The 24,239-nt window shown below is 49.4% G+C and carries 13 protein-coding genes and 1 pseudogene; 4 read left to right on the top strand and 10 right to left on the bottom strand.

The window, feature by feature from the left end; all coding sequences use genetic code 11:
- Positions 1-49: 49 nt before the first annotated feature.
- From ACPV3A_RS28155 to ACPV3A_RS28110, 10 genes and pseudogenes are all read right to left on the bottom strand, one after another.
- Positions 50-1,651 (bottom strand): S-layer protein, encoded by a 1,602-nt coding sequence (locus ACPV3A_RS28155; RefSeq protein WP_194542583.1) that lies wholly within the window; start codon positions 1,649-1,651, stop codon positions 50-52.
- A 275-nt stretch (positions 1,652-1,926) separates the two neighbouring features.
- On the bottom strand, positions 1,927-2,958 hold the full coding sequence (locus ACPV3A_RS28150) for a hypothetical protein (RefSeq protein WP_426202738.1): 1,032 nt from the start codon (positions 2,956-2,958) through the stop codon (positions 1,927-1,929).
- The gene (locus ACPV3A_RS28145; protein WP_426202737.1) at positions 2,931-5,141 is read right to left on the bottom strand and encodes a glycosyl hydrolase; all 2,211 of its coding nucleotides are present in this window, start codon (positions 5,139-5,141) and stop codon (positions 2,931-2,933) included. Before ACPV3A_RS28145 ends, ACPV3A_RS28150 begins: the two co-directional genes overlap by 28 nt.
- Positions 5,142-5,168: 27 nt before the next feature.
- The gene (locus ACPV3A_RS28140) at positions 5,169-7,172 is read right to left on the bottom strand and encodes a glutaminase domain-containing protein (protein ID WP_426202735.1); all 2,004 of its coding nucleotides are present in this window, start codon (positions 7,170-7,172) and stop codon (positions 5,169-5,171) included.
- Positions 7,173-7,336: 164 nt separating this feature from the next.
- A complete protein-coding gene (locus ACPV3A_RS28135; protein WP_426202733.1) occupies positions 7,337-8,995 on the bottom strand; it encodes an extracellular solute-binding protein in 1,659 nt (552 codons plus the stop codon).
- A 72-nt stretch (positions 8,996-9,067) separates the two neighbouring features.
- The gene (locus tag ACPV3A_RS28130; RefSeq protein WP_071220677.1) at positions 9,068-9,964 is read right to left on the bottom strand and encodes a carbohydrate ABC transporter permease; all 897 of its coding nucleotides are present in this window, start codon (positions 9,962-9,964) and stop codon (positions 9,068-9,070) included.
- Positions 9,965-9,976: 12 nt separating this feature from the next.
- Complete coding sequence (locus ACPV3A_RS28125; RefSeq protein WP_113059944.1) at positions 9,977-10,903, bottom strand: ABC transporter permease; 927 nt, start codon at positions 10,901-10,903, stop codon at positions 9,977-9,979.
- Between the two features lie 43 nt (positions 10,904-10,946).
- Positions 10,947-14,024 (bottom strand): alpha-mannosidase, encoded by a 3,078-nt coding sequence (locus ACPV3A_RS28120; RefSeq protein WP_426202731.1) that lies wholly within the window; start codon positions 14,022-14,024, stop codon positions 10,947-10,949.
- A gap of 40 nt (positions 14,025-14,064) precedes the next feature.
- Positions 14,065-16,284, bottom strand: a complete 2,220-nt coding sequence (locus ACPV3A_RS28115) for a hypothetical protein (protein ID WP_426202729.1) — start codon at positions 16,282-16,284, stop codon at positions 14,065-14,067.
- 171 nt (positions 16,285-16,455) lie between these two features.
- Positions 16,456-17,504, bottom strand: a pseudogene (locus ACPV3A_RS28110) (GntR family transcriptional regulator).
- 513 nt (positions 17,505-18,017) lie between these two features.
- On the opposite strand from ACPV3A_RS28110, the gene ACPV3A_RS28105 reads away from it, so the two are divergent.
- The 4 genes from ACPV3A_RS28105 to ACPV3A_RS28090 all read left to right on the top strand — a co-directional run bounded on the left by ACPV3A_RS28105 (position 18,018) and on the right by ACPV3A_RS28090 (position 24,222).
- Positions 18,018-19,877, top strand: a complete 1,860-nt coding sequence (locus ACPV3A_RS28105) for a GxGYxYP domain-containing protein (protein WP_426202727.1) — start codon at positions 18,018-18,020, stop codon at positions 19,875-19,877.
- Between the two features lie 525 nt (positions 19,878-20,402).
- Positions 20,403-21,488, top strand: coding sequence for a GerAB/ArcD/ProY family transporter (locus ACPV3A_RS28100; protein ID WP_426202725.1), 1,086 nt, complete (start codon positions 20,403-20,405; stop codon positions 21,486-21,488).
- Positions 21,489-21,491: 3 nt separating this feature from the next.
- Positions 21,492-23,021, top strand: coding sequence for a spore germination protein (locus tag ACPV3A_RS28095; protein WP_426202723.1), 1,530 nt, complete (start codon positions 21,492-21,494; stop codon positions 23,019-23,021).
- A complete protein-coding gene (locus ACPV3A_RS28090) occupies positions 22,990-24,222 on the top strand; it encodes a Ger(x)C family spore germination protein (protein WP_426202720.1) in 1,233 nt (410 codons plus the stop codon). The genes ACPV3A_RS28095 and ACPV3A_RS28090 overlap by 32 nt, the downstream gene beginning before the upstream one ends.
- Positions 24,223-24,239 lie beyond the last annotated feature (17 nt).

Below are 24,239 nucleotides of genomic sequence, written 5' to 3'. Positions count from 1 at the left end.
CTACCGAACCACCGGCAGTCTTCTAAATAAATCGAGTGCGATTCGCATCCTACTGATGCTTTCTCTGTTTGTTAGGGCCTTTAACCGGCTTGTCGCCAACGCTGACAAAGATCGGATTAGAATAAAACCACAGGTCGATGTAGTTTCGTTTATTAATTTCCGCAAACCGCTGCTCATTGTCTTCGATGTCCGTTTTCGGATCTATGAGTGGGTCGCCATTGCTGGTTTCTCCAGCAACATTCACGCCAAGATTAGTCCCTCTTAAACGGAAGTATTGATCCTTCGTTGCGGTCGTCCGATAAGTGATGACGTTGTATCCATCCCGATCGGTCTTCCAATCCTTGCTCGTAAACCGTTTAACCACTTTCGTCGAATCGTTAGTGCTCCTGCTGTAAGCCGCCGTACCTGGCTGCGCTTTACCTGTTACGTCGCCTGAGATCAAATCGACATGATCTACGGTTACAGGATCACCGTTGTTATTTTTACTCGGACTTTTGAATCGGATCGTAATTTCAATCGGGTTCCCTTTCTTCACTTGCAGGTTACTCCCCATTTCGGCCTGCTTGTTCCCGTGACGAACGCGATAATCCAGCGCGTTAATTAAATCGCCGTAGACGGAGAACGATTTACCCGAACGCATACCGTTAAGTACGCTTTGCATGTCGTCCCCATTCACCCAAGTGTAATTTTTAGCGTATTGCCCGGGCCAATATCCACTGGAGTACAAACGGTTTTCACTGATCTCAAAATGAGAATCCGAGTTCGCAAAGTTCCAAAATTCGCGTCCTTCGCCAAGCAGCGCATCCCATACGCCGCCAACCTTGGCAATCATGTAATCAGCGCCGCCGTACGTTCTGTTTTCCGGCGTGGTTAAGTTTAGTCCGCCGCGGTCAGGCTCCATCTGATTCCCCGGCATGCCTTCCATTCCGAACACCACGTTTGGCGCAATATTGTTGAAATCCCGGATATCCGCGATGGTGTACACGGTTTTTCTGGAAGGATGGTTGAGCAATGCATAACTGCGGTTTCCATAGCTTTTCTGAAGCCATGCCAGTGCTGCTCGGGCATCTTCGGGAGTCGTATAGGCCCGGCTGTCTTGTTTATTCCAATCGGCTACGTCTTTGGGATCGAACATCGCTTCATCCCGATCGGTGAACAGATACTCGAACTGACGGGCTGCCTTGAGGCTCGATTCTGAACCGTATTTACCTGATATAATACCGATTCCCACATGTTCATATGTAGGCATGTCCCACTCAAAGCCTGAGAAGATAATCTTGTTCTTGTATTTCCCTGCTTCCTGAAGCTGCTGAATCTTGGGAATCTGGTATTGAGCCATTCCCATGGAGAACGGAATAGATCCGCCGGCAAGAGGATTTCCCTCGTCGTCCCGTTTAGAAACTCTAAGATGGTCGGAGACCGCGATCCAATCCAAGCCATATTTCTGGAATCCGTTGTCCAGCAGTTCCTGCAGGGATTGGCTGGCATCATCGGATTGATACGTATGCGAGTGATACTCCCCTGTCATCCATTTGCCGCTTCCTTCCGGCCTAATCCTAGCCCCATCTTCCTTTGCATGAACGATCATGCCTTGCGAAAAAATGGACAAGCTGAGCGCCAAAACCATGATGGTTTTCTTCTTTAGCTGCACTTCATGGCACCTCCAAATTGATATCGTTCGTCAAACTTCTTAAGTGTAAGCCTCCATGATGAAGAGAATGTTATCGTAAATCGTTGATTGTGTAAGAATGAAGCTCCCTATTCAATATGTCTCTATGAAAAAATATCACCTATCAAACTCGGAATACGCCATTTTCTTTTCTTCAAATCTTTAAGATTACATATTAAATATTATGTAAACCTTTTAAAAAGAATGACTACAACCTAACCTCGGCTGCAGTCATTTTCAAAGCTATCCATTTAAGATTACAATCTTTTAGACAAAGTTCGACGCACCAGCTTCACCCTTCCATTCATCCCGGAAGGCAATGCAGTCTTTCCATATAAGTTCTCCAGCGTATTGGCTGCCCGGATGGTAATCCAATTGCTCCCCTGCTCAACATATGGCGTGATGTCCCAGTGATAAGGAGGCCACAATCGAATCCCTACCTCCATATCATTCACATATAAAGAAGCTGTCTCCCTTATATCTTCAGCCTCCAGCCATAATTCCTCATCTGGAGCCAAGCTAACTTGGGTCAGATCCACTTGCTGTGAATATTCTCCCGCTCCCGCATAATAAGGATAGCCGGCTGTAGCCCAACAACCAAACATATGTTCCGGACTCGCGTTTAGCCTCATCCGATCTTCTATAACAAAGGGTCCGATCAAAAATGCAGGAAATGAAATGGCCGGCATCGGCTCCAGCAATGAAACCGTCAGAATCTCAAGTTCGTTCTCGCCCGCTAACAAATGCGGCGTGATATCCACGCTAGCATAGTGTTGATCCTGCCAAGTAGAGGGCTGCAGCGCATTCTGTCTTACGCCATTCACGAAGATTTCAAGGTTGCGCCGGCGCTGCAGGAAACCGATATGGGAAGGGATTTTCTGCTCCACATCGTCCAGAATGAACTCGATCTTCGGTGATGAGTTGTTATTAGATTGATCTGGAAGCCCCCTACCGCTCGGTGATTGCAAGCGTTCGATCAATTCCTGCGTCATGGTAAACGTTGTACGATACGTGTTCACTTGCCCAGGCATCGTAGCGTTCATCCTGGACTGTCGGTCATTCAGCGTGACCTGCCATTGATCCAGTAATAAAACATTAGGTTCGAGTGTCTGGAAACGCCATAGATTATCAAGAAGGATTACATCGCCGGCTTCTCGCTCTATATCGAACATTTGTTCTATTGAACCATTTGGGCTCTCCTCAGGTACAACCGAGAGCACTCGCAGCTCTCCAGGTGCATAGGTTAGAACGGAATCGCTGGCTAACTGGCGTATTTCTCCGCTTTCCAAGCCCATTCTTCGATTCGGTACTTCGCCTCAATTGCACCAAGCTTCATGGAAACGGGATTCTCCGACCAGTTCATCAGCCACACATATACCCGGTCCCCGAACACACGTTCCAGACTAATCAAATCCTCATGTTGTCCTTCGGTCAACTTCCATCGTAAAACAGGACTTTTCCTTAATAACCCGCTTACACGTTCACACAATGAATCAATCGGATCAACAAGTGGCAAGTTCTCCAGGGAATAAAACAGAGTATACCCCTTGCCGATGGATCGTAATTCATTATGCTGCGGAGTCGAACCAAACAGCGCATGCATATGCTTCGCCAGTTCCGGATCATGATGCAAGCACTCGCTATGCCGCGGTATCGCTCCTACGGCAATAAGAGTACCGCCTTGCTTAACATACGAAACGAGCTGTGCGGCAATGTCCCTCGACATGACCTCAATCTCCGGCATAATCATAACCGAATATATGTTCCCATCCCCGTAAAATCGCACCCCTTCTCCATCCATAAGGCTGGCTTCGCGAAGCTGAGATTCGTCTACATAGTCGTAATCAATGGATCTGCGAAGCATCCGATCCGACAGGAGTGAGAATAGAGCATCGGAAGCGGGATGTTTATTCGATTGACCGGATACGAACATATTTTCGTATACCGTATGGATAGGTGACAGCAGAAGAACCTCCGGTGTTCGTTTACCGCTCGCGCCAAGCAGACTCAGTCGACCGAGATAGTCGGCAAAAGCACGATAATGCGGCCAGTGAGGCGCATGCTTGAATTCCGTCGGCGGGAAATCGGTCTTCCGATACCCGGCAAACGAGTAATAGAACGCATGCGGGATGAAGAGGTTAACGCCCAGGAATGCCATGAAATTGGCATCCAGTCGCCGCTCTCGCATGGAATAGCCGTGACCGCTTGCGCCAAACGATTCGCAGATCACCCGTTCCTTGCTGTTCAGCTGAGCGACGGAAGCTGCCGTCTTCACTGACACGATCCGATGCGGATTCTCCTTCGTGCCGATACCGGGGGTTAAATAATCCACGCCAGCGTAGTGAAACTGCTGCAGCACCCGGGTCTGATTGCCTTGCGATCTAGCCTGACCCCAGACCGGCTCTTCGAGCGTATGACCGATGTAGAGCAGTCCATGCCGCTCACACCATGAACGAATCGCAAGATGATAGCCCTCAACATACCAGCGTGTTATCGTATCATAATATTGCTGTTTCGTTGACCGGCTGCCATCAGCCATGTTATATAACAAGGCACCTAACCGCGGGATGAGATCATAGCCGTTCTCTTGCTGATATCGCTCCGCCATTCCTTCCGTCCAAGCGAAGACCATACCCGGCAGGGTAGCGCCTACATCGTGAACCGCCGTCCGGATCGCTTCTACCCCAAAGAAACCATCGTGGATCATTAGCCCGGGTTCGTCGGTGAAAACGCCCTGAATCGTTGTGCCGAAGTGTTCCTGCAAGGACTGAAACGGATCATAGGACATTCGGATGAAAGCCTGAACGGCTTCCGGATTTAACGTATCCAAGTAGTACCCATTGGCAAACGTGATCCCTTCCGCGATCTCGCAGGACCAGCAGGCCAGCACGATATAAGGATCCTCCGTAGTCGGCGTCCATTCCCTACCCCATACATGCGTAAGATCCTCCGGTTCATCACAGAGCAGCCATTCCCCGTCCTGCATGGCAGCGCGATAAGCCAGAATGGCAATAAGCTCATTGTGATCATAACGCGCAAAATCCAGCTTCAATCCTTGTTGCTGTGCGTCATGCATATATCTTTGCTCTTCAACCCTTAAGTAACGCATGCGATACTCCGGATGCTGACGTGTTAGTTTGCCGCCCAGCGTTCCGCTTGGCCAATTGTCCTCATCGTACAGCCAGACGACCATATTACGTTTCTTGCACTCTAGGGTACAAAACTCCAACGCTTCCATGAATGCCGGCGACAGGTAAGAGGTTTGCATCCCATGGCGCGCATGCAGAACAACACCGCCAACACCCGCTTCATACATCGATTGGATCTGGCTTTCCAGCTCCGGCTTCGTGAGCTCATGATTCAGGAACCAGAACGGCTGCGGGCGATACGTGGCATCCGGATTCTCGAATTGCTGCTTCAGTTGCATTAGATCCTTGTGGGCTATTTCTGCCTGAACATTAACGTTATTCAACATGCATCACCTGTCTTATCACAGATTTCATTCAGACCGGGACATAAGCAACTGGATGAAAAACCCACCGACAACGGAGCGATTCTGGAAGTTCATCTGTTTGCCGCTTAGCGTGTCATACCAATCGGTCACCGGAACGCGAGCGGAGGTTTCATTCATGAAATCCCATAAGGGCGCAATCATGGCTTCAAACTGGGATTGCTTGGCACTCATGGAGGCACACCATACCAGCCAATCTGCTTTTGTATACGTATCGCGGCTATCCAGCGGAAGGCCGTAACGATTCTGTTTCAACTTATAATAGTCCAGCTCTTGGGCAGCAACTTCTTTTGGAAACAGGTTTAATTCCAACAGGCGATCCCATACCAGATTGTATTTCATGCTCCAGGTATCGTTTGCGCTGTCGAACGTAAGCTTATAATGATCACCTGCATCGGCCATGGATATCCACTCATTCGCCATATTCCGAGCGGCTGCAAGATAAGAGGCCCCTTCCTGTGAGCCCAGCAGGTCGCACATGTACGAATACGCGGCAATGCCCAAGATCGCTTTAATGGACAAATTCGCATTATGCGCCAAATGTCCGGCAAAATCATCCGTGCAGAGCTGATTATCCGGATCGAGTCCATGCTGCAGTAGATATCCCGCCCAAGAAGTAAGAGGTTCCCAGTGCTCCCGGGCAAAATCCGTATTCCCTTCATATTTGCATACCGCGGCAGCCATTAGGAGCATATTCCCGCATTCTTCGATCGGCATCTGGTATTCCAGCTTGTTCTCGCCATACACCTGCCCGTTGGCTCTGGGGTATGTTCCCACGTCATGAGGTGCAAAATCGAACGGCCAATCTGGGCTCATGGCATACTTATAAATCGGGCGCATCATCCCCTTGACCAGTTCAGGATTGTATCTCAGGAACAATGGAATCGACGGATAACTGACATCGACCGTAGCGATGCATCCGTTGCTGAAATTCTCCTTGGAAAAAAACAGCACATGTCCAGCTTCATCGGCAACCAATTTATGCGCAGCTACCGCCTGTCGATACGTCAAGGCCAGGATATCCCGGTATTTTTCACCGCCTGCGGCAAGGCTCTCTGCCATCAGCTCGCGATTGAAGCTCTCACATTGCTGCATGATGACTTCATATTGGGCGGCGGATTGTAACAGCATGTCATGGAACGTCAATCCGTTTCGCTTCCAGTAAGCATCCAGCGGCTGGTTAAAATATTCGATGGCATGAATATCATCATACGCAAGCATCAGATACTCAGATACCCATTCATCCCGTACTGGGCCCAGATCCATTTCGGCTGCCATAACGGGGGTATGATTGGATACGGCCCGCGGCTTCTGCTGAGCATCTTCCGGAGGTAATTGACCGGTTCGTACATATAACTCACGGCTTGACACAGAATGAATCACCGTCTGGATACGTTCCGTACGGGGAACCGCCAGCACCATATACCCCCAATCGATTCGGGTATCATCTCCGGCAAGCTGCAGGATCGGCTGTTCGACAGTACCCATCGCCATCATATTCAATTGTCCATCGATAACGCGATGCTCCCAGGTCACTTGCTGATCCGGTGTATTTACGCACCATTCGCCTGTAACATCGAAGTAGAGCTTTACATCATGTTCACGCCCATCCATCGAACGAACCTGAACTGTCACATACGTTACGGGCCGGGACAACAGATCAAGATCATTCAGTAATAAAGGCGTGGTGAACTCAACTTGAAGCTCAATGCCTTCCCCTTGGAACGTATAACGGGTAGTTACCGGCTCAACCGTCAAATCGGTTTGCTGAAGAACTTCAAGCTCGGGATGCTCTGCTGAATCCGCTGCTGCTACCTTCCCCATAAATCGTCTGGGCAAGCCATCAATGATCGCAAGGCCGACCATACCTTGAATCTTGTTCGTCCAATGCCGGGTATGATCATCGTAGAGATGATCCGCAGCGGACCATACGCTGAAGTAAGGATCTACGGTGACCAGCGGTACGGATGGAGGTCTGAATTTCGTTGTCATCTGACATCAACTCCTTCATGTCTTGTTTATTCTTGATAATGCCTTCTATATCCTTGTGATGGGGAAACAAAAACCATGGAGAGCAGCAAAAGGCTCCGCCCCCTTGATGGCCAAGGTGCTGCGAAGCCTTTCGTTTTACCGGGCTCCCTTGACGATGGAAGTCATCAGTTCGGCATCTGAACGGTTACCACGTCTTTCCCCTTCAGATTTTCGTTCGTGAACTGCATCGCTTTCTCATATCCGGTTTTGCGGAGCTGTTCCCGTAGTTCATTGATAATGCTCATCGCCGCTTCATCCGATTTGGCAAATACCGCTTCCTTCCACGCATCTCCTATACGATCCATCGATGGCTTCAGCATTTCCCATTCCGGCGCCTTCGTGATAACATCACCCGGGTTATAAGCAGTAATTACGTGAATGCCGTTCGGACGGAGGATTTTGCGAGCGTTCTCCATCGCTTCAAGCCTTTCTTGTTCCGCCCAGATGTCCCCTCCAGCAGCGGAATTGATGCGGTCAAGGCCTGTCAGCGATTCCAGACCAATGCTGATGCCTTCGTTCTTCCGCAGCTTCATGTTGGTGTCCGTGCTGAATTTGTCAAACCATTCCTGATTGGCGACAGGCTTGCCGTCCTTCATATCCCAATGAACGCCCTGCACCCCGTACCGGGCCAGCATAAAGCCTTCATCGGAAGCCATGAAATCCAGGAACTTCAATGCAGCGTCAACGCAAGCGCCTTTGCAGTTCTTCGTGATCGCCGTTACGTTATTTCCCTGAATCCCCAGATCGACAGGCCTGTCCGGCTCAACGTCAGCGCGCTCCAACGGGCCGAGAGGAATGTAGTCGCTGCCCGGATGCGAAGAGACATACTCCTTGGAAGCATCCAGGATGGCCGGATAGTGCGCGGCCAGGATGGCGATGCGGCCTTGATTGATTTTTTCCTTGGCAATCGGGTCTGTCTGGGTGAAGGCTTCAGGATCCATCAGTCCCTCTTCAACGAGCTTACGATAAAACAGGGTGTATTCTTCGTAGCCCTTAGTGAAGAAGTTATGTTCAACCGTGCCGTCGCCTTTGTCGACGTAACTCGCTCCGGAATAAAACATGGTGTTGCCGATGCCAACGGCCCAGCCGTTACTGAAACCGCCCAGCGGAAAGACCGGCTGGCCGTTCTCCTGCAGATTGGCATCCTTGATTTTTTTGAGGAAGTTGTAGAAATCCTCCTTCGTCACAACGGATTGCGGATCGACGCCGACTTTCTCGGCGATATCTTTGCGCACATAGAAACCATAAAGCCAATCCATGCCGTCTTCGTTCGTGGCCGGCTGATTTTGCAGCAGCAAATATTTTTTGCCGTCGTAGGCGTCTATCGCTTTCTCATATAATGCCGGCGGCACATTTTCTTCCGCAATCGATTTGGACAAGTTCGGATAATCCTTCAGCTTGTCCGATATATCCACCAATTGTCCCTCTTTGGCAGCCTTAATGATGCCATCCAATTCCCCGCCCCAGGCTGGCCCGGTATAAATGTCCGGCAAATCCTGCGTGGCGAAGATCTGGTTAACCTTCTCCGTCTCACTGCCTTTCGTATATTCCCACTCGAGGGTAACGCCGGTTTTCTCCTTAATGACTTCCTCCACGGGCGTTATGGCATCAGAACCGTTGGAACCATTCCAATTGTGTAGTATTTTGAGTTTGTATGAATTCTCTCCTTCTACCCCTTCTCCGTTATCTCCGTTCCCTGATGAATTCGTGCAGCTGATCAGCAAACCTCCAACCATGATGGACACGAGCAATGCGGATACGCCTTTCGACCAAATCCTCTTCAAACCAATCGCCTCCTGGAATATGGATATCAATGATCTTGGTAAAGCTTTGGACAAATTCCGGGTCAGGATGACCTAACCTTTAACTGAACCGATCATAACCCCCTTTACGAAATATCGCTGCAGGAACGGATAGATGCACAAGATCGGGAAAACCGTAATGACAAGCAAGGCCATCCGGAGCGATTCCGGCGTCGCGCCAGCACCGCTGGTTCCGCCAATCGTCTGTCCGCCCTGCTGCGCGGCTCGCTGCATCGAATTCGACAGCGCTTCAGCTTCCGTCAGCATTTCTTGTAACAGGGTCTGCACCGGTATCAAATCTTTGTTGGATACATAGTAAGCACCCGAGAACCAATCATTCCAATGGGCCACCCCGATGAACAAGGAGATGGTGGCAAGCACCGGCCCCGATAGCGGCAGTATAATCCGCACGAAGATTTGAAAATCGCCGTACCCGTCAATGCGGGCAGACTCCTCCAACTCCTCCGGTATGCCTTGCAGGAAGGTTCGGATGATGACGATATGCATGAAATTGAACAGCATCGGCAGCACATACACCCAGAAGCTGTTGATCAGATGCAGCTTTTGCAGCGTGATGAAGAACGGGATGAACCCGGCACTGAAAATCGTTGGCAAAAAGATGTAAAAGGTGAAAAAGGAGCGGCCCGGCAATGTCTTTTTGGAAAGCGCATAGGCCATGAGCGTACACAGCACAACATGCAGGAATGTACCCAGCACGGTGCGCATGAGCGTAATTTGGTACGCCTTCCAGATGCGGGCGTTGTCGAATACCTGGGCGTAATTCTCCAGCGTGAACTTACGGGGCAAAAAATAGATCGCCCCCATCATCGAATCCTTCCCGTCGTTAAGGGAATACGCCAAAATGTAAATAAACGGATAGATCATCGAGAATCCGATGATGGCGAGAACGGTGTAATTGAACATCGAGAAAAAAGACCATTTACGTTTCATTACGTCACCTCCTTAGAACAGGGATACATCACTGACTTTGCGGGCGATGCGATTGACGGTCAGAACCAGGATGAGCCCGATAATGCTTTGGAATAGCCCGACCGCAGCGGCGTAACTGAGACGCCCTTCCCGGATACCGGAATTGATGGCGTGCACGTCCAGCACGCTGCCCATACTGGCAGTCGCAGGACCATTCAAGAGAAGGAGCTGTTCATACCCGGCGCTCATCAGATTTCCCACGGCAAGAATAAATAAGATGATGGCCACGTTGCGGATACCAGGAAGTGTCACATGCCACATCTGCTTGAAGCGTCCTGCGCCATCGATCTTGGCAGCTTCGTAGAGCTGCTGATCGATACCCGCAATGGCGGCCATGAAGATAATCGAATTCCAGCCGATGTTCTTCCAGATATCGGACCCGACAATCATCTGATAGAACCAGGTAGGATTGTTCAGGAACTGGATCGATTCGACCCCAAACGATCCCAGCAAGTCATTGACCGGACCGCCATATGGAGTCAGTAAACGCTGCATCAGCGTGACAACCACGATCCAGGATACGAAATAAGGTAAATAAGAAAGCGTTTGAATCGTCTTCTTGAATTTCATCTTCCGAACTTCATTTAATAGGAGCGCAAGAATGATCGGCATCGGAAATCCGATCAGCAGCTTCATGAGACTGATGATGACCGTGTTGCGAATGATGTCACCGGACTGATAGTAATTGAAGAATTGTTCAAAGTACTTGAATCCTGCCCAGGGACTCCCGGTGAAGCCGCCAACGAAGGTATAGTCCCGGAAAGCAACTTGAATTCCGTACAAGGGCACATAAGAGAATAGAAAAAACCAGACGATGCCTGGCAGCATGAACAAGTAAAAGAGCTTGTGCTGCCAGATTCGTTTCATGAATCGGTTGTTGGTTAATCGTGACTTGCTCACATTCCCACCTCTCCTTTCAGTGGGGCGGACGGGCCGCCCCGGGTTATCCTAGCGGTAATCTCAAACGCAGCGTAAGGATTTCAAATGGCGTAAAGGATAGCGTAATCTGGTTGGATGCTTCGCCAAGCGGCAGCGCTGCAAGGATGTTTTCCATCAGATCCGTAGTCCAGGCTTCGGCCGCTTCAAATCCACAATGAAGTGTCGTGCTAACATGTGTTCCCGATGTTTCATACAGACGAACCACGATGTCGTCGCCATCCTCGGCTTTCTTGACCGATTCCACCATGATATTCGGATGATCCGGCCGCAGAAATGCTTGGGATGGCGGGAGCTTTCCTGTCGCTTGGTCAGGCATGGAAGGCAAGGAAATCGCCCGAAGCGGGATGTTCAGCTCATTGCCTCGTCTATAGATTTCGGCTTGCACATGGTTCCCTTGGTGCGGATATAACGAATATGTGAATCGGTGCTCCGCACGATCCGCATCCGTATCCGGATAAGAGCTGCTGCGGAGCAAATGGAGATCCAGCACGTTATGGATCGCCCGATGGCCGTATTTGCAATCATTGAGCAGCGCGACCCCATAATCCGGCTCCGATAAGTCAACCCATTGATGGGCACAAATCTCGTCCTTCGCAAAATCCCACATCGTATTGCGGTGGGTCGGCCTGCTCAAGCTGCCGAACTGGATCTCGCAATGAACCTGATCCGTACGTATATTGACCGGGAACGAGGTTCTTAGCATCTTGCCGTTCTCTCTCCAATCGACGGACGTCTCGAAATCGATACGCCGGCTGCCCTCCGTCAGCACAACGGTCTGCGTCAGCGCAGATTCGCCATATGCGTACTCGAAGACCAGCCCGATTCGCGGGCCGTCCCGCAGCTTCTGTATCGCGAGGAGGTTTAACGGCTTGCCCGGATTCGCCGAATAGTCATGACGGAAATCCCATGCATCCCCCTCGTCATGGTACACGCGAAGATCGTTACCTGAGCGGCCTTGCTGAATGACTTCGCGAGCTTCCGCCTTATCCAGAATCGATAGAATGCCCCCGTTTTGATCAAACTTCACGATCAGTTTGTCGTTCTCCAGACTTCGCTCGGAAGCTGTAACGTCTAATTCCGCTTCCGGTGTTTCCAAAAGCATTTCAATGCCTGACGCTACTTCATCATCAGCTCCAGCATCGGCGTCACTCGATATGACGGTGTAGCCCATCGATGGAACCAACACGTGATGCCATCTTCCATTCGCGCGCAGCCACTCCCGGCGTTCCCAAGGCAGCGAATTAAATACGACCGTTCCGGGAGAAGCTTTGGCATTGTATGAAATGTGGTCTGCCAGATAGCGATAGGTCTCGGCAATCATTGCTTCCGTGTTTGATAGCAGCTCTTCATACCGTACTAACGACTCATCGTACACCCGCTTAATGGAAGAGCCCGGAAGAATGTCGTGGAACTGATACAGCAGAACTTCTTTCCAGATCGTCTCCAGCGTCTCGGACGGGTATGTCCTGCCTAACCGGGCTGCCAGCACGGAAGCAAACTCCAGCTCACGCAGCGCTTTCTCCATCTTCCGGTTGTACCGCTTGCTTCGCGCCTGACTGGTCAGGGTGCCTTGATGCTTTTCCAGATACAGCTCACCGCGCCACGTCTGGAATGAATCACGTTCTTCGTTCAATCGCTCAAAGAACTTCCACGAGGGCTCCTGGATGACGGGGGATAGACCAAGCAGGTTCTTCTCGCGTGCAAGCCGCTCCAAATGCTCTTCACCAGGACCGCCGCCGCCGTCCCCGATGCCGAAGAGCATCAGGGCATGACTGGATACATTTTTATCTAAATATTCCCGCTCCGCTTTGGCGATGGAACGCGGGGCTGCCGGGCTGTTGTACGTATCTTCAGGCGGCATATGCGTTAATACGGCGGAGCCGTCAATCCCTTCCCATAGAAAAGAATGGTGAGGGTGCCGGTTATATTCGCTCCAGGAAAGCTTCTGGGTCATCATGTAATCCACGCCCGACTTCTTGAGCAGCTGCGGCAGGCTGGCGGAGTAACCGAAAACATCCGGCATCCAGAGCGATTTCATCTCCAAACCGAATTCCTGCTGAAAATACCGCTTGCCATACAGGATCTGGCGCACCAGAGATTCGCCGCCCGGCACATTGGTATCCGACTCCACCCACATGGCCCCCTGCGGTTCCCATCTGCCTTCGCGTACCCGCTCCTTGATCTGTTCATATAACGCGGGATAATGCTGCTTCATCCAGTCGTACAGCTGGGGCTGGCTTGCGCCGAATACATACTCCGGATAGCGTTCCATCATGCGAAGCGCGGTCGAGAACGTCCTGGCGCCTTTTCGGATCGTTTCGCGGATGGGCCACAACCAGGCCAGATCGATATGCGCATGACCCACCGCGCTGATCGTTAAGACCGGATCGCCTCCCTGCAAGCTTAATTGTTTACCCAATTGCTTCTTCGCTTGATTGACCTGCTCCGGTGAGAAATCCGTTAGCTTCAGTGATACGTCATAGAGGGCCTGATAGATTCTCTCTTTACGCGCGGTTCCGGCAGGGAGCTGCTCGGCAGCTTCCAAGAGGACTTCGACATCGTAATAGAGGCCTCGAATGTCTTCCCGGCAGATTGCGAGGACAGCCTCTTTCAAAGTACCTCCCTGGTATTTGCCGAAGAGATCGTTATTGCCTGCATCTGCCCATACTTCAATGTCAGATCCGCTCATGTACATGTCATGAAGCCGGACAACACGCTTGCCGGGGAGTCCTAATGAAAAATCGAATTCCGAATTCACGGTAGTCAATCCCTGGACCGGCGATCCTTCCTGGTCGACCAGACACAACTCACCGTTAATGTCCAGTAAAAGGACGTGGTCTTCCTTGCGGCTATTTTCCGGTAGGCTGCCGGTAAATCGGAACCAGGCACAGTCCCACAGGTTGCCCCATCGTTCTCCGTGGACAAGCGTCATTGGCACACCTGTCATTCGATCCATGAACGATACGGGCTCGGGCGTAACCCATGCCTTCACTTCCAACTCGGCAACCGGCTCATATATCGCTGCCCGAAGCTGGTTTAACATTTGTTTTAACCGTTCCGGCCTTATCGGTTCGTATGGCATGATGATTTGCTCCTCTCTAGTGCGTCAATCGGCTGCAGATTCAGGTATGAACCTCGCTTGCTGTCCAATCCACCTGGATCTCTGCATGGTTCATGCCGCCATGTTCATACTGCAGCAGCACGGTTAGCGACTTTGGATCCCATACCCATCCAGCAGGTACGGCTTGATCCTGAATAACGTACTGAACAGATATCGGCTCCATTGGGCAATACAATCTCGCGCTTGCCTGCAGATTGGACGGCCCTCTTGCAATGAATCGGAAGCCTGATTCCGTCTGGACTAGATCCTCGATTCGGGAGGACGCGGCAATGACGGATACCTTGCCGGCCGAAGGACGTCCGGCCTCAACATCATAGAGCAGCGCTTGTTTCCCTGGGTTTAACGTAACCTGATCCAGAACGGATAGCTTCGAATCGAACAAGTCCACAATCGGGCCCGAGATGTTCAACGGCTCAGCGGAGATCGATTCCTCCAGAACCGAAGCGATCAGATAAGGGCCTCGCTTGAGCTTGAAATAATGTTTGGAATTCCACGGTCGTTCTGCGCCGTGATGTGCTTCCAGCGTGGCTTGGACGGCGTGCCGCAGCCGGTCTGCCCCCGCTTTGGATAGGGTGAGTTCAGCCGGATGCTGATCCAACCAGCACACGATGCCTTTTCCTACCGGATGGACGCCTTCCGCTTTCCCCTTCAGGCCAAGCTGCTCAAACAGATGCTCCCGCGGCGAGTTATACTTCGAGCCAAACGGTTGATCCTTGCGGTCATTGTTCCACCATGAACGAATGCCGTGATACGGGTCGCTGTCATCGCCTACATAGATTAACGCCCCGCCATCCCGCACCCACTGGGCAAGAGCATTATGAATGTCCGGATACTCCGGTTTGATGAATTCATAGCTCAGAACCAGCACGCGGTATGGTGCCAAATAACCCGGATACCGCCTTACATTATCCAGCTGAAGCGGACGAACCGGGATTCCATGTTTCAACAGCGGCAGTGACAGACCGTAGAAAGGGGAAAAATCGAGAAGCTCGGTGTCCCCTTCCGCCTGAAATCCTTCAGGGTCCGTACCGTCGTATTTACCGGCATCGGGCGCTTCCGGATCCGGCTTCATTCGCTGAAACATCGCGGAGTCGGCAATAAGAACGCCAACCTGCAACTCATCTTCTGCCGATTCGATCACTTCCTGGTCCATGTTGCCCAGCGTGTGCATGACCTGGAGCAGCGTCGTTGCATAGTCAGACGGGATGTACTCCTTACCCGAGCCGTCTTCAGATGGATAAGTTCCTTTAAAGATTCTTCGCGGCCAGGGTGAAACTTCGTAATGGACCACTCCGGAATGCAGCAGTGAGGCGACCACGGTCTTTAAGTAGTTCTGTTTGTAATCCGCCCAAGTGTGGTTCGGGTTATCTTCAATCGGATCATGCAAGAACCACATCCGTCTGTCGGTTCCGCGGACCAGCTCCTGCATCACGCCATATTCAAGGTAAGCGGTTTCAAACGTCCGTTCCTTGCGCAGTCCTTCATACACATTCGGCGTTCGGGACGTCCCCGTCCAGATCTGTGCAATGTACCCGTCAATGGACGGAAGCTCAACGAGCGCGGATTGCGGGCTGACAATTCGCCACTGCGTGTAATTGATCAGGGAATGAGTCGGAACGTAAAAGCGAAGGACTCGGCCATAACGATGCAGCGCGTAATCCTTCATCTCTGCACATAACCGGTCCAGCACGCGTGTATATAAATACGCTTTCAATTTGGAAGCCCGGTATTGTGCGTCTGGGGAAACGTGCGGTGGAATCCATGGCTCTTTGTAATACAGCAGCCATTCTCGCTTAAATGCTTCCGAATAACCGCCATTTACCCAGAATTCGGGCTCCTCCAGATGAATGGCCTCTACGCCCGCATCAACCGCAATGCGTATTCGATCCGCTAGATAGCGCCCAAAGGAAATCGTTGGCACCATGTAAGGAATAACCGGTTGTTTGCCATGCAGGATCATCTCTCCATGACGATCGGTCTGTGCTTCATCCCAATGTGATAAGCCGTCAACCTCCCCGTCCAGGTAGTTGTTGTATGTCCCCCATGCGACTCCTGTCATCAGATGGACGATATATCCTTTGTCCTTCCATTTCTGAATGCGCTCCGGCATCGTTTTATCAATTCCGTAGACCATCACAAAGTCAGTCTGAAGATCATAGTCGGGATGATACGGAGCCGATTCCTGAAAACCGGTTCGTTCTTCTCTGCGGTCTCTTGGCACGTTCTAAACCTCCTTGCTCTGGTTAGATGCACTCTTGTTTCTTGGTTATCCATCATTTTCTAGAATATAATATATAATATTAATATTAATATATTCAATATGTTTTTTAGTGAGAAATAAAAAAAGCCCTCTCCGTTAGTTAACGGAAAAGGCTTTTCCTTAGCGTAAGTATTACGTTTGTGGAACATGACCCGACGTTTGGCGAATGACCAGCTCCGGCTCAATCAGCAATTTGCTGTAGCTCTTCACTTCTCCATGACCGCGCAATACTTCGAGCAGTTTACCGGCAGCCTGGTATCCCATATCCCATTCAAACTGTTTGACATGGGTAAATATGCTGAATTCCTCCACGATAGAAGTCGGATCGTCGAAGCTGACGATCGAAACGTCTTCCGGCACGCGAAGTCCCGCTTGCTTGGCCATCTGATAAATTTGTACGCCCAATCTCCCGTTTAGCGAAATATAGGCGGTAACCATGCGATTTCGGATATATCGGTACAATGGATGAGCTTCGGCATCCTTGAGCACACTCAGCGGTTTGAAATCCGTAATCATATGCGCCGGATTGATTAATGCGCCCTTGTCCTTTAATGCATCAATATAGCCTTCGATCCGCTCCTGAACCGTGACGGTTTGCATATAGGCGGTAACCATGCGAACCGGTCAATCAACACAAAAGGAAACCCGGATAGCTTCATACCCAGTATTTCCTCGTTGTAGTTCTCCTCGTCTACCGGGAAAATCAACAGGCCTTCGGCTCCAAGAGCCTTCAGCTCTTTGATGGCATCCTTTTCTTTTTCCAGCTTGCCGTCGGTCAGCATGATCATGCTGCGATAACCTTCGTCATTCAGCGCAGCTTGGATTCCCTCAATGAGCCTGATGGCGAAATAATCATGGATGGTGGGCATGATCACGCCTATGATGCCCGTGGCCAGCTTCCCCTCTTTTCCCTTAAGCTTGGCAGTTGATGACTGGCCCGCAGTTAAGAAATCGGCCTCCTCTGCTACAAAACTGCCTTTGCCCGGCACCCGGGCAATTAATTTCTCATTCGCTAATCCGGTTAGGGCATTGGCAACCGTTATTTTACTGACATGAAACTGATCCATCAGCTCCTTCTCTGTCGGAATGCGGTCCCCAGGCTTCATATTTTCTGTTGTTATGACGTGCCTTATATAGTCCTGGATTTGCTGATACAACGGAATTCGATCGTTTGCACTCATTCTAATCACATCACCAATTCATTCATGATATTTGAAATATATAATATATCCTTACACATACAAGCGCAATAAACAAGCATGAGTCGATCACCAGACTATAACGACAAACTCTTGATGTACCTATGTTTAATTTGCCTGATTTTCAAGAATTATAGGAAGTTTTGTCGAACCACTTGTAAAACCATACTTGAATATATTAAATATGTGTTGATAAGCGGAGTGTTGACCGGCTATTGGGCCGAAAAAGGAGGGTCGATGTTTGCGGATGAACACACGCTTTGATTTCTGACCACAGATCATAACAAGGAGTGAATTCGCCATGGCTCGTAGATTCACGATTCTCTGTTTAGCTATCCTATGTGCTTTTTCATTAACGACCAGCGCAGCTTATGCTTCGGAAACGAATCCACAGTCAGCGCAACTGACAGCTCCAATCATCGTGAACTGCCAAGTTTCAAGAAGCCTAAGCATCTGGACGTCGCAGATATTTATGATGCACCAGGTGACATCAAATTGTTGTTAGGGACCTTGCAGGGAATCGTAAACAGGGAACAGCCCCGAATCTATTTGATTGAATCCCAGGAAGAAGGGAAATTGACCTGGCTTAACGATATCAATGTGCCTTACACGCTTCAAGAAGACTATTGGAACGTGTTCTCCGCATATCGCAGCGAGGCAAAAGGCATGATTGTATATGATCCGGAAGTTCCTGATACGATTAATGTCGCCACCACGCTCGCAGGTTTGAAGAATGCGGTCGTTGCCAGCCCTAAGCTGGCCGACAAATTGTCCAAAGCTCCATTCGACTTGAAGATCCTGGACGATCTTCGCGGTAAATTCGATAATCGACTTGAAGCATACACCTGGCAATATGAGCATCTGTGGGAGCAGACAACTCATCAGATGCTGATCGGACTGGATCCGGATACAGCGATTCGTATTCCTTCCGGAATGCCTGAATCGTTCGTGACGATTGCGGAAGAGAAGCAGCAGGTGCGGGATGCGAGCAACCGTGATACTTATAACCTCGACCTCTCCTCCCTCTTGGGAGAATCATCCGTTTATCTGCGCTTTGATGATGCTTTCACCCAGGACGGCTGGGGACCCGCGGTACATGAAATAACGATCAAGGCTGACGGCGAAGAGATAGCAAGCTTCATCGCAGGAACGCCTGAAGAAGAGTCTTATCTCTATGATCGGCAAAACTCCAAGTTCAGTGAAGGCCAAGGCGGTCACCGCTTTGCCGATAACGGCAGTTATTTTGTATATGAATTCACTCCGCCTGCGGGAACCGAGAAATTGACCGCAGAAGTCGATATGTGGAACCAGTACAAGGTTTCTGCTGGGAATATCCGTCCGCCTTCTGCAGAGCAGCAGGAGCCCTATGGCTATTTAAGAGATTACGCCGTTGCCAATAAAGCGATGGTATTCTGGCTCGATTCCAATGTACCTGAGCAAAAAGCGCTTTTCGAGAAAATCATGTCCGATGTGGAGCCGGGCACCCCTTACCTTGGCTGGTTCAGCAATGATGTGGAAGGCGAGTTCAGCTCGGTCGAGATTGCCTCCCGTTACGGCGTCTATGTGCTGGCAGCCGATTGGTTCAGTAATCTGACCGTTTTTTCGGGAACCAAGCCGAAGTTCAAACTGGCGAAAACACCTCCACAGCCGGCGCTTGAGAACAAAATTTATGTGACCTATACCTTTACGGAAGGCGACAACTTTCAATATAACCAGCATCGCATGCGCGTCATGTGGGATGACCCGGCCAGAGGCAAGGTTCCGATAAACTGGACCTCAAGCCCATTGCTCTATGAAGGTGCCCCTGCAATATTGAATTACTATCTAAACACGGCAACAGAGAACGATTTGCTCATTGCCGGACCTTCCGGTGCCGGTTACTTCTATCCGAGTCCATGGCCTGACGCTAGCTTCCGTGAGTTTTTGCAGCAAACCGAGAAGTATATGAAAAAGACAGGAATGACAATCCCTTATGTACTGAACCGAATCGACAGCCAAAATGTGCCGTTATCACCGTTTAAAGCAAAAGCTTATGAGGAGGAATATAACGTACCTGGTTTATTTATTAGTTATGAAGACAAATACGGGGTTGAAATTATCGGCGACAGCCTGCCCGTGTCTACGATCCGGGGGATCAGCACCGTTCAAGACGGATTGCAGGTGCTCAATGAAGCCAAAGCGAATTGGGATGGTAAATCACCGTTGTTCGTCTCGCTCGGTATGCTCGCATGGAGCATGACCCCGTCCGATGCGCTGGCGCTGACCGAACAGCTCGGGGCAGATTTCAAAGTCGTTCGCGCGGATCATTATTTCTCCTTGATCCGTGAAAGCTACAACTTGCCAATCAAGAAATGATGATTTCCAGTTAAACAAGTGACAGACGTATAAGTGCATCGCAGGTCCGATTATCATGGATCTGCGATGTTTTTATGATGGAATAGAGGTCCTTTCCACCCCGTGTTTACGGGATTTAGCGAGGTTAATTAATGACATTAAATATATTTAGTTAATGTCATTAATTAACCTCGTGGTCACTATTCGGCACATACATTTAATGTAGTTAATTGATTTAATTAATAGCATTAACTAAATGCGATCAACCTCCTAATTCATGAAGCAATAGAAACTCGCGACTCCATGATCTCCATGCATCCTCCGTAACCAGCACATTTCCTCTCCCTCCGCACAACATTCCATCCGATTCCCGCTGTCTCGCTACCTTGCATCCAGATGTTCTCTCCTGATTATTTCTTGGGTAATCGCAAAAACCACATCCATTCGACAGGAGACCGAACTCTTCCCCTCATACATAAAATGCGGCAAATGGTGAATACTCACTGTATCGATTAGCATGTATTCCCTCATATGGAGATTAGTATAATGCCCACTAGCAAAAAGATATCATTGATTGAGGTCTACTTTATCATGCTGTTGTCCTTGGGTATCACCAATCATGTTATCCTGATTCCGCTTATTCTGCAGTACGCGGGCCGAGACGCATGGATGGGCACCCTGCTGACCATGATCCTGCATATAGGCTGGGTCTATATTTTGTTTTTTATCATGAAACGAACACAGCAACAATCGATATTCGCCTGGTTCAAAGATGGTTTTGGTCCGATCATCGGCTGGATATTTATATGCATCATGTCACTCTACTTTTTTTGGATGTCCATGGTCATATTAAGAGAAACGGCGACATGGATTCGGGTTACCTACCTGCCGCAAACGCCCAAAACGGTCGTCTCGCTGACCATTATTCTGCTATGCGTATATGTGGCCAATAACGGAATTCGCTCGATAGCGATCATATCCGGCATTTTGCTCCCCGTTGTGTGGGTATTGGGCCATTTTGTAGCTGTGTCGAATCTTCAATATAAGGACTATTCATTATTGACACCACTATTCGTGGAAGGTTACACCCCTATGCTCAAGAGCATGATCGTAGCCGGAGGCGGGTTTATGGAGATGATTGTGCTTATTTTTCTTCAGCATCATATGAAACGAAAGATGAATTACCTCTCGATTGTTATATTATCTGTTCTTCTGGGCGGTCTTACGTTGGGACCATTGATGGGAGCGATCGCCACATTCGGTCCTGTTCCCGCTATGGAATCCCGATATCCCGCATACGAACAGTGGCTGCTGGTCACCATCACGAAATATATTACGCATGTCGATTTTCTGGCTCTGTACCAGTGGATATCAGGGACTTTAATCCGCATCTCTCTTTTCCTGTTTATTATGGCCGATGGTATATCCTTTAAAAAATCCAATCGACGCCTTTGGTATTTGTTAGGGGTTGGTATCGCACTGACTGTCTTTTCTTTAATACCGGTAATCGATAGACAAATCGAGTTATTCGTTCTCGGCAAATACTCTGTTGCATTCCTTGGTTTCGTGGCTGGGCTAACGCTATTCATTGCGATCATTGTAACATTAAGACCTAAAACCAAAGGGGGGTAGACAATGACACATCATAGACCTCGAAATCGAATGTTCCGTCGACAATCGAAACAATCCGGATTTGCAGTTGACCGTAAGCCGGCTGTCGACACATTGGATGAGAAAACCCTGCGTTCCATGTTTGCCTCTTCCGCAGACGTTGTCATTAAATCCTTCCCGGCAAAGCAAGTTAGTGCGTTTCCTTCATTGCTCATCTACAGCGAAGGAATGGTTGATGCCACGTTGATGATCCAATACGTACTGCCGGATCTGGAAGAAAAGCTGGAGCACTTCAAAGAGTGGGAACCACTGGCCAGAGAATTGGATAAATCCATGGAATGGAGTGAAATTAAACAGCATGCCGACGTTGTAAAGCTTTTGTTCGAAGGGCACATGATCCTGTTTTTTACAACAGAAAAATGCTGTTATTCCATCAATATCGCCGCACGCCCGAATAGACAGCCTGATGAATCCAATACCGAGGTGGCCATCAAAGGGGCGAGAGACGCTTTTACGGAGGATCTCACCACGAACGTGGCACTCGTCCGCAAAAGGCTGCGCACGGCCACACTCCATAATGAACAAATGATCATCGGCAATCGCAGCCAGACCCGAGTTTCACTTCTATATATTTCCGATATCATACGCCCTGAAGTCGTCAACGAGGCTAAAGAGCGCTTAAAAGGCATCCATGTTGATGCACTCATAACCAGTGGCCAACTGGAGGAGGCTCTTTCGGATTCMACCCTCTCTCTGTTTCCGCTGATGGACTATATCGGCAGGCCGGACTTTGTTGTGGAGTGTTTGCTTCGAGGACGTTTCGTTATTCTTGTGGATGGTTCGCCAATGGCGTTAATTGCACCATGCAATTTGATGGAATTGTTAAAAACGCCTGAAGATTCCTACTTCCCTTACTACTTTGTCATCTTTGAACGGCTTCTCAGGCTGCTGGGTCTCTTTCTCGCCATTATGCTACCGGGGTTTTGGATTGCCCTGACAAGCTACAACATGGATCAGCTGCCATTTCTACTTCTTGCGACCGTCACTGTTTCCAGATTCGGGCTTCCGCTTTCCTCCCCAATGGAGATCTTATTGATGCTGGGTATGTTCGAACTTTTCAGAGAGGCTGGCATCAGGCTGCCCAAAGCAGTCGGTCAAACCATCGCAGTTTTGGGCGGTCTCATTATCGGTGATGCTGCCATCCGCGCTGGCCTTACGTCACCAACCATGCTGGTTGTCTCTGCAACGACCGCGGTCGCGACCTTTACTTTAGTCAATCAGACGCTAAGCGGGACGGTCAGCATCATTCGACTCTATGTGCTCATCTGGTCCGCCTTGCTGGGTATGCTCGGATTCTTCATTGGCTTATTAAGCCTTATCGCATACCTCTCTGTTCTCGAATCCTTCGGACTTCCGTATTTAGCTCCCCTATCGCCATTAACGATCAAAGATCTGATGAGTTCCCTCTTAAAAAAACCATGGGCTTTCAACAAAAAACGACCGCAAATGCTTCACACGATAGATGATACCTCTAAAGAAAGGGAACCTGGATGAAATGACAACTTGCGTCAGAATCATAAAATTAATGTGGTTAATGGTATTGCTCAATTTGTTAACAGGCTGCTGGGACATTAAAGAGATTCAAGACATCAATTACATCACTGCCATCGGAATCGATCAAGAGGACGGGAACTTTGTCGTTTACACCCAGATGATGGATTTCACATCCGTAGCCAAGAGCGATTCGGGAAAGGCAGAAAAGCCCTCCCAAATATGGACGTCCAAAACAAAAGGAAAAACCTTGGACTTGGCGATCAATGGCATTTATGATTCTTCGCAGCAACGTACGATATGGAGCCACATTTCCTGTATTATCATTAGTGATAACGTATTGAAATCGAATGTCCTAACCAAACTGGATACCATCGGTCGATACCAGGAGGTTCGAATGACGCCTTGGGTATTCGGCACAAAGGATTCGATCGAACAATTGATGAATATCCCGGCATTTTTCAACCTGTCCCCATTAAATACATTAGCCCATGAACCTGTTGAGGAATATCAACAGAGATCCTATATTGAACCGATCCGATATTTCGATTTCATGGCGCTGATGACAGAACCAGGTTGGACGGTTTTGCTTCCAAATCTCACGATCGATACAAAGACATGGAGCCGTAACCAAAAAGAAGATCCGAAGTTAGAGGTTAACGGAGTATTTGCTATATCCAAAGGGGTATCGAATGGCTTATTCACCAATGACAAGCTCACCGGTTTGCGCTGGCTGGAAGCCGATACAAAACGTTCACACATCCCGATTACCAATCAGAACGGTGAATTAGCAGGAGTCGCGGTATTATCCAACCCTAAAATCAGCGTGAAACTAAACATTGTCAACGGCATGCCCAAATACCGCGTTAGCGTCAAGTTAAGTGGAAACGTAGTGGAAGCACTCGATGATATGAACAAGACGGATATTGAATTACAGGCAGCTAAGGGGGTTCGCGAGGAAATTTTGACTACATTTAAAAATGGGGCTGCTTCAAAAACGGACCTATTCAGCTTGGAGCACGTGTTGTTCAGGAGGGACACCCGGCTTTGGAAAAAAATCAATCAGTCGTCCGCTCAAGCGATTGATACAAGTGCACTGGAGACGGTTCACGTCGAAATCCATCTGGATCACGCCGGCATGAAGCTGCTCCCTCATCATAATAGTCCGATTACACCTACAACTAAAGACGAAGCAGGCTCCTGACACTCTATAATAAAAGA

It is taken from the genome of Paenibacillus sp. Dod16 (genome assembly GCF_049893405.1).
GTDB lineage: Bacteria > Bacillota > Bacilli > Paenibacillales > Paenibacillaceae > Paenibacillus_AQ.
This window is presented reverse-complemented; position numbering and strand designations above follow the sequence as displayed.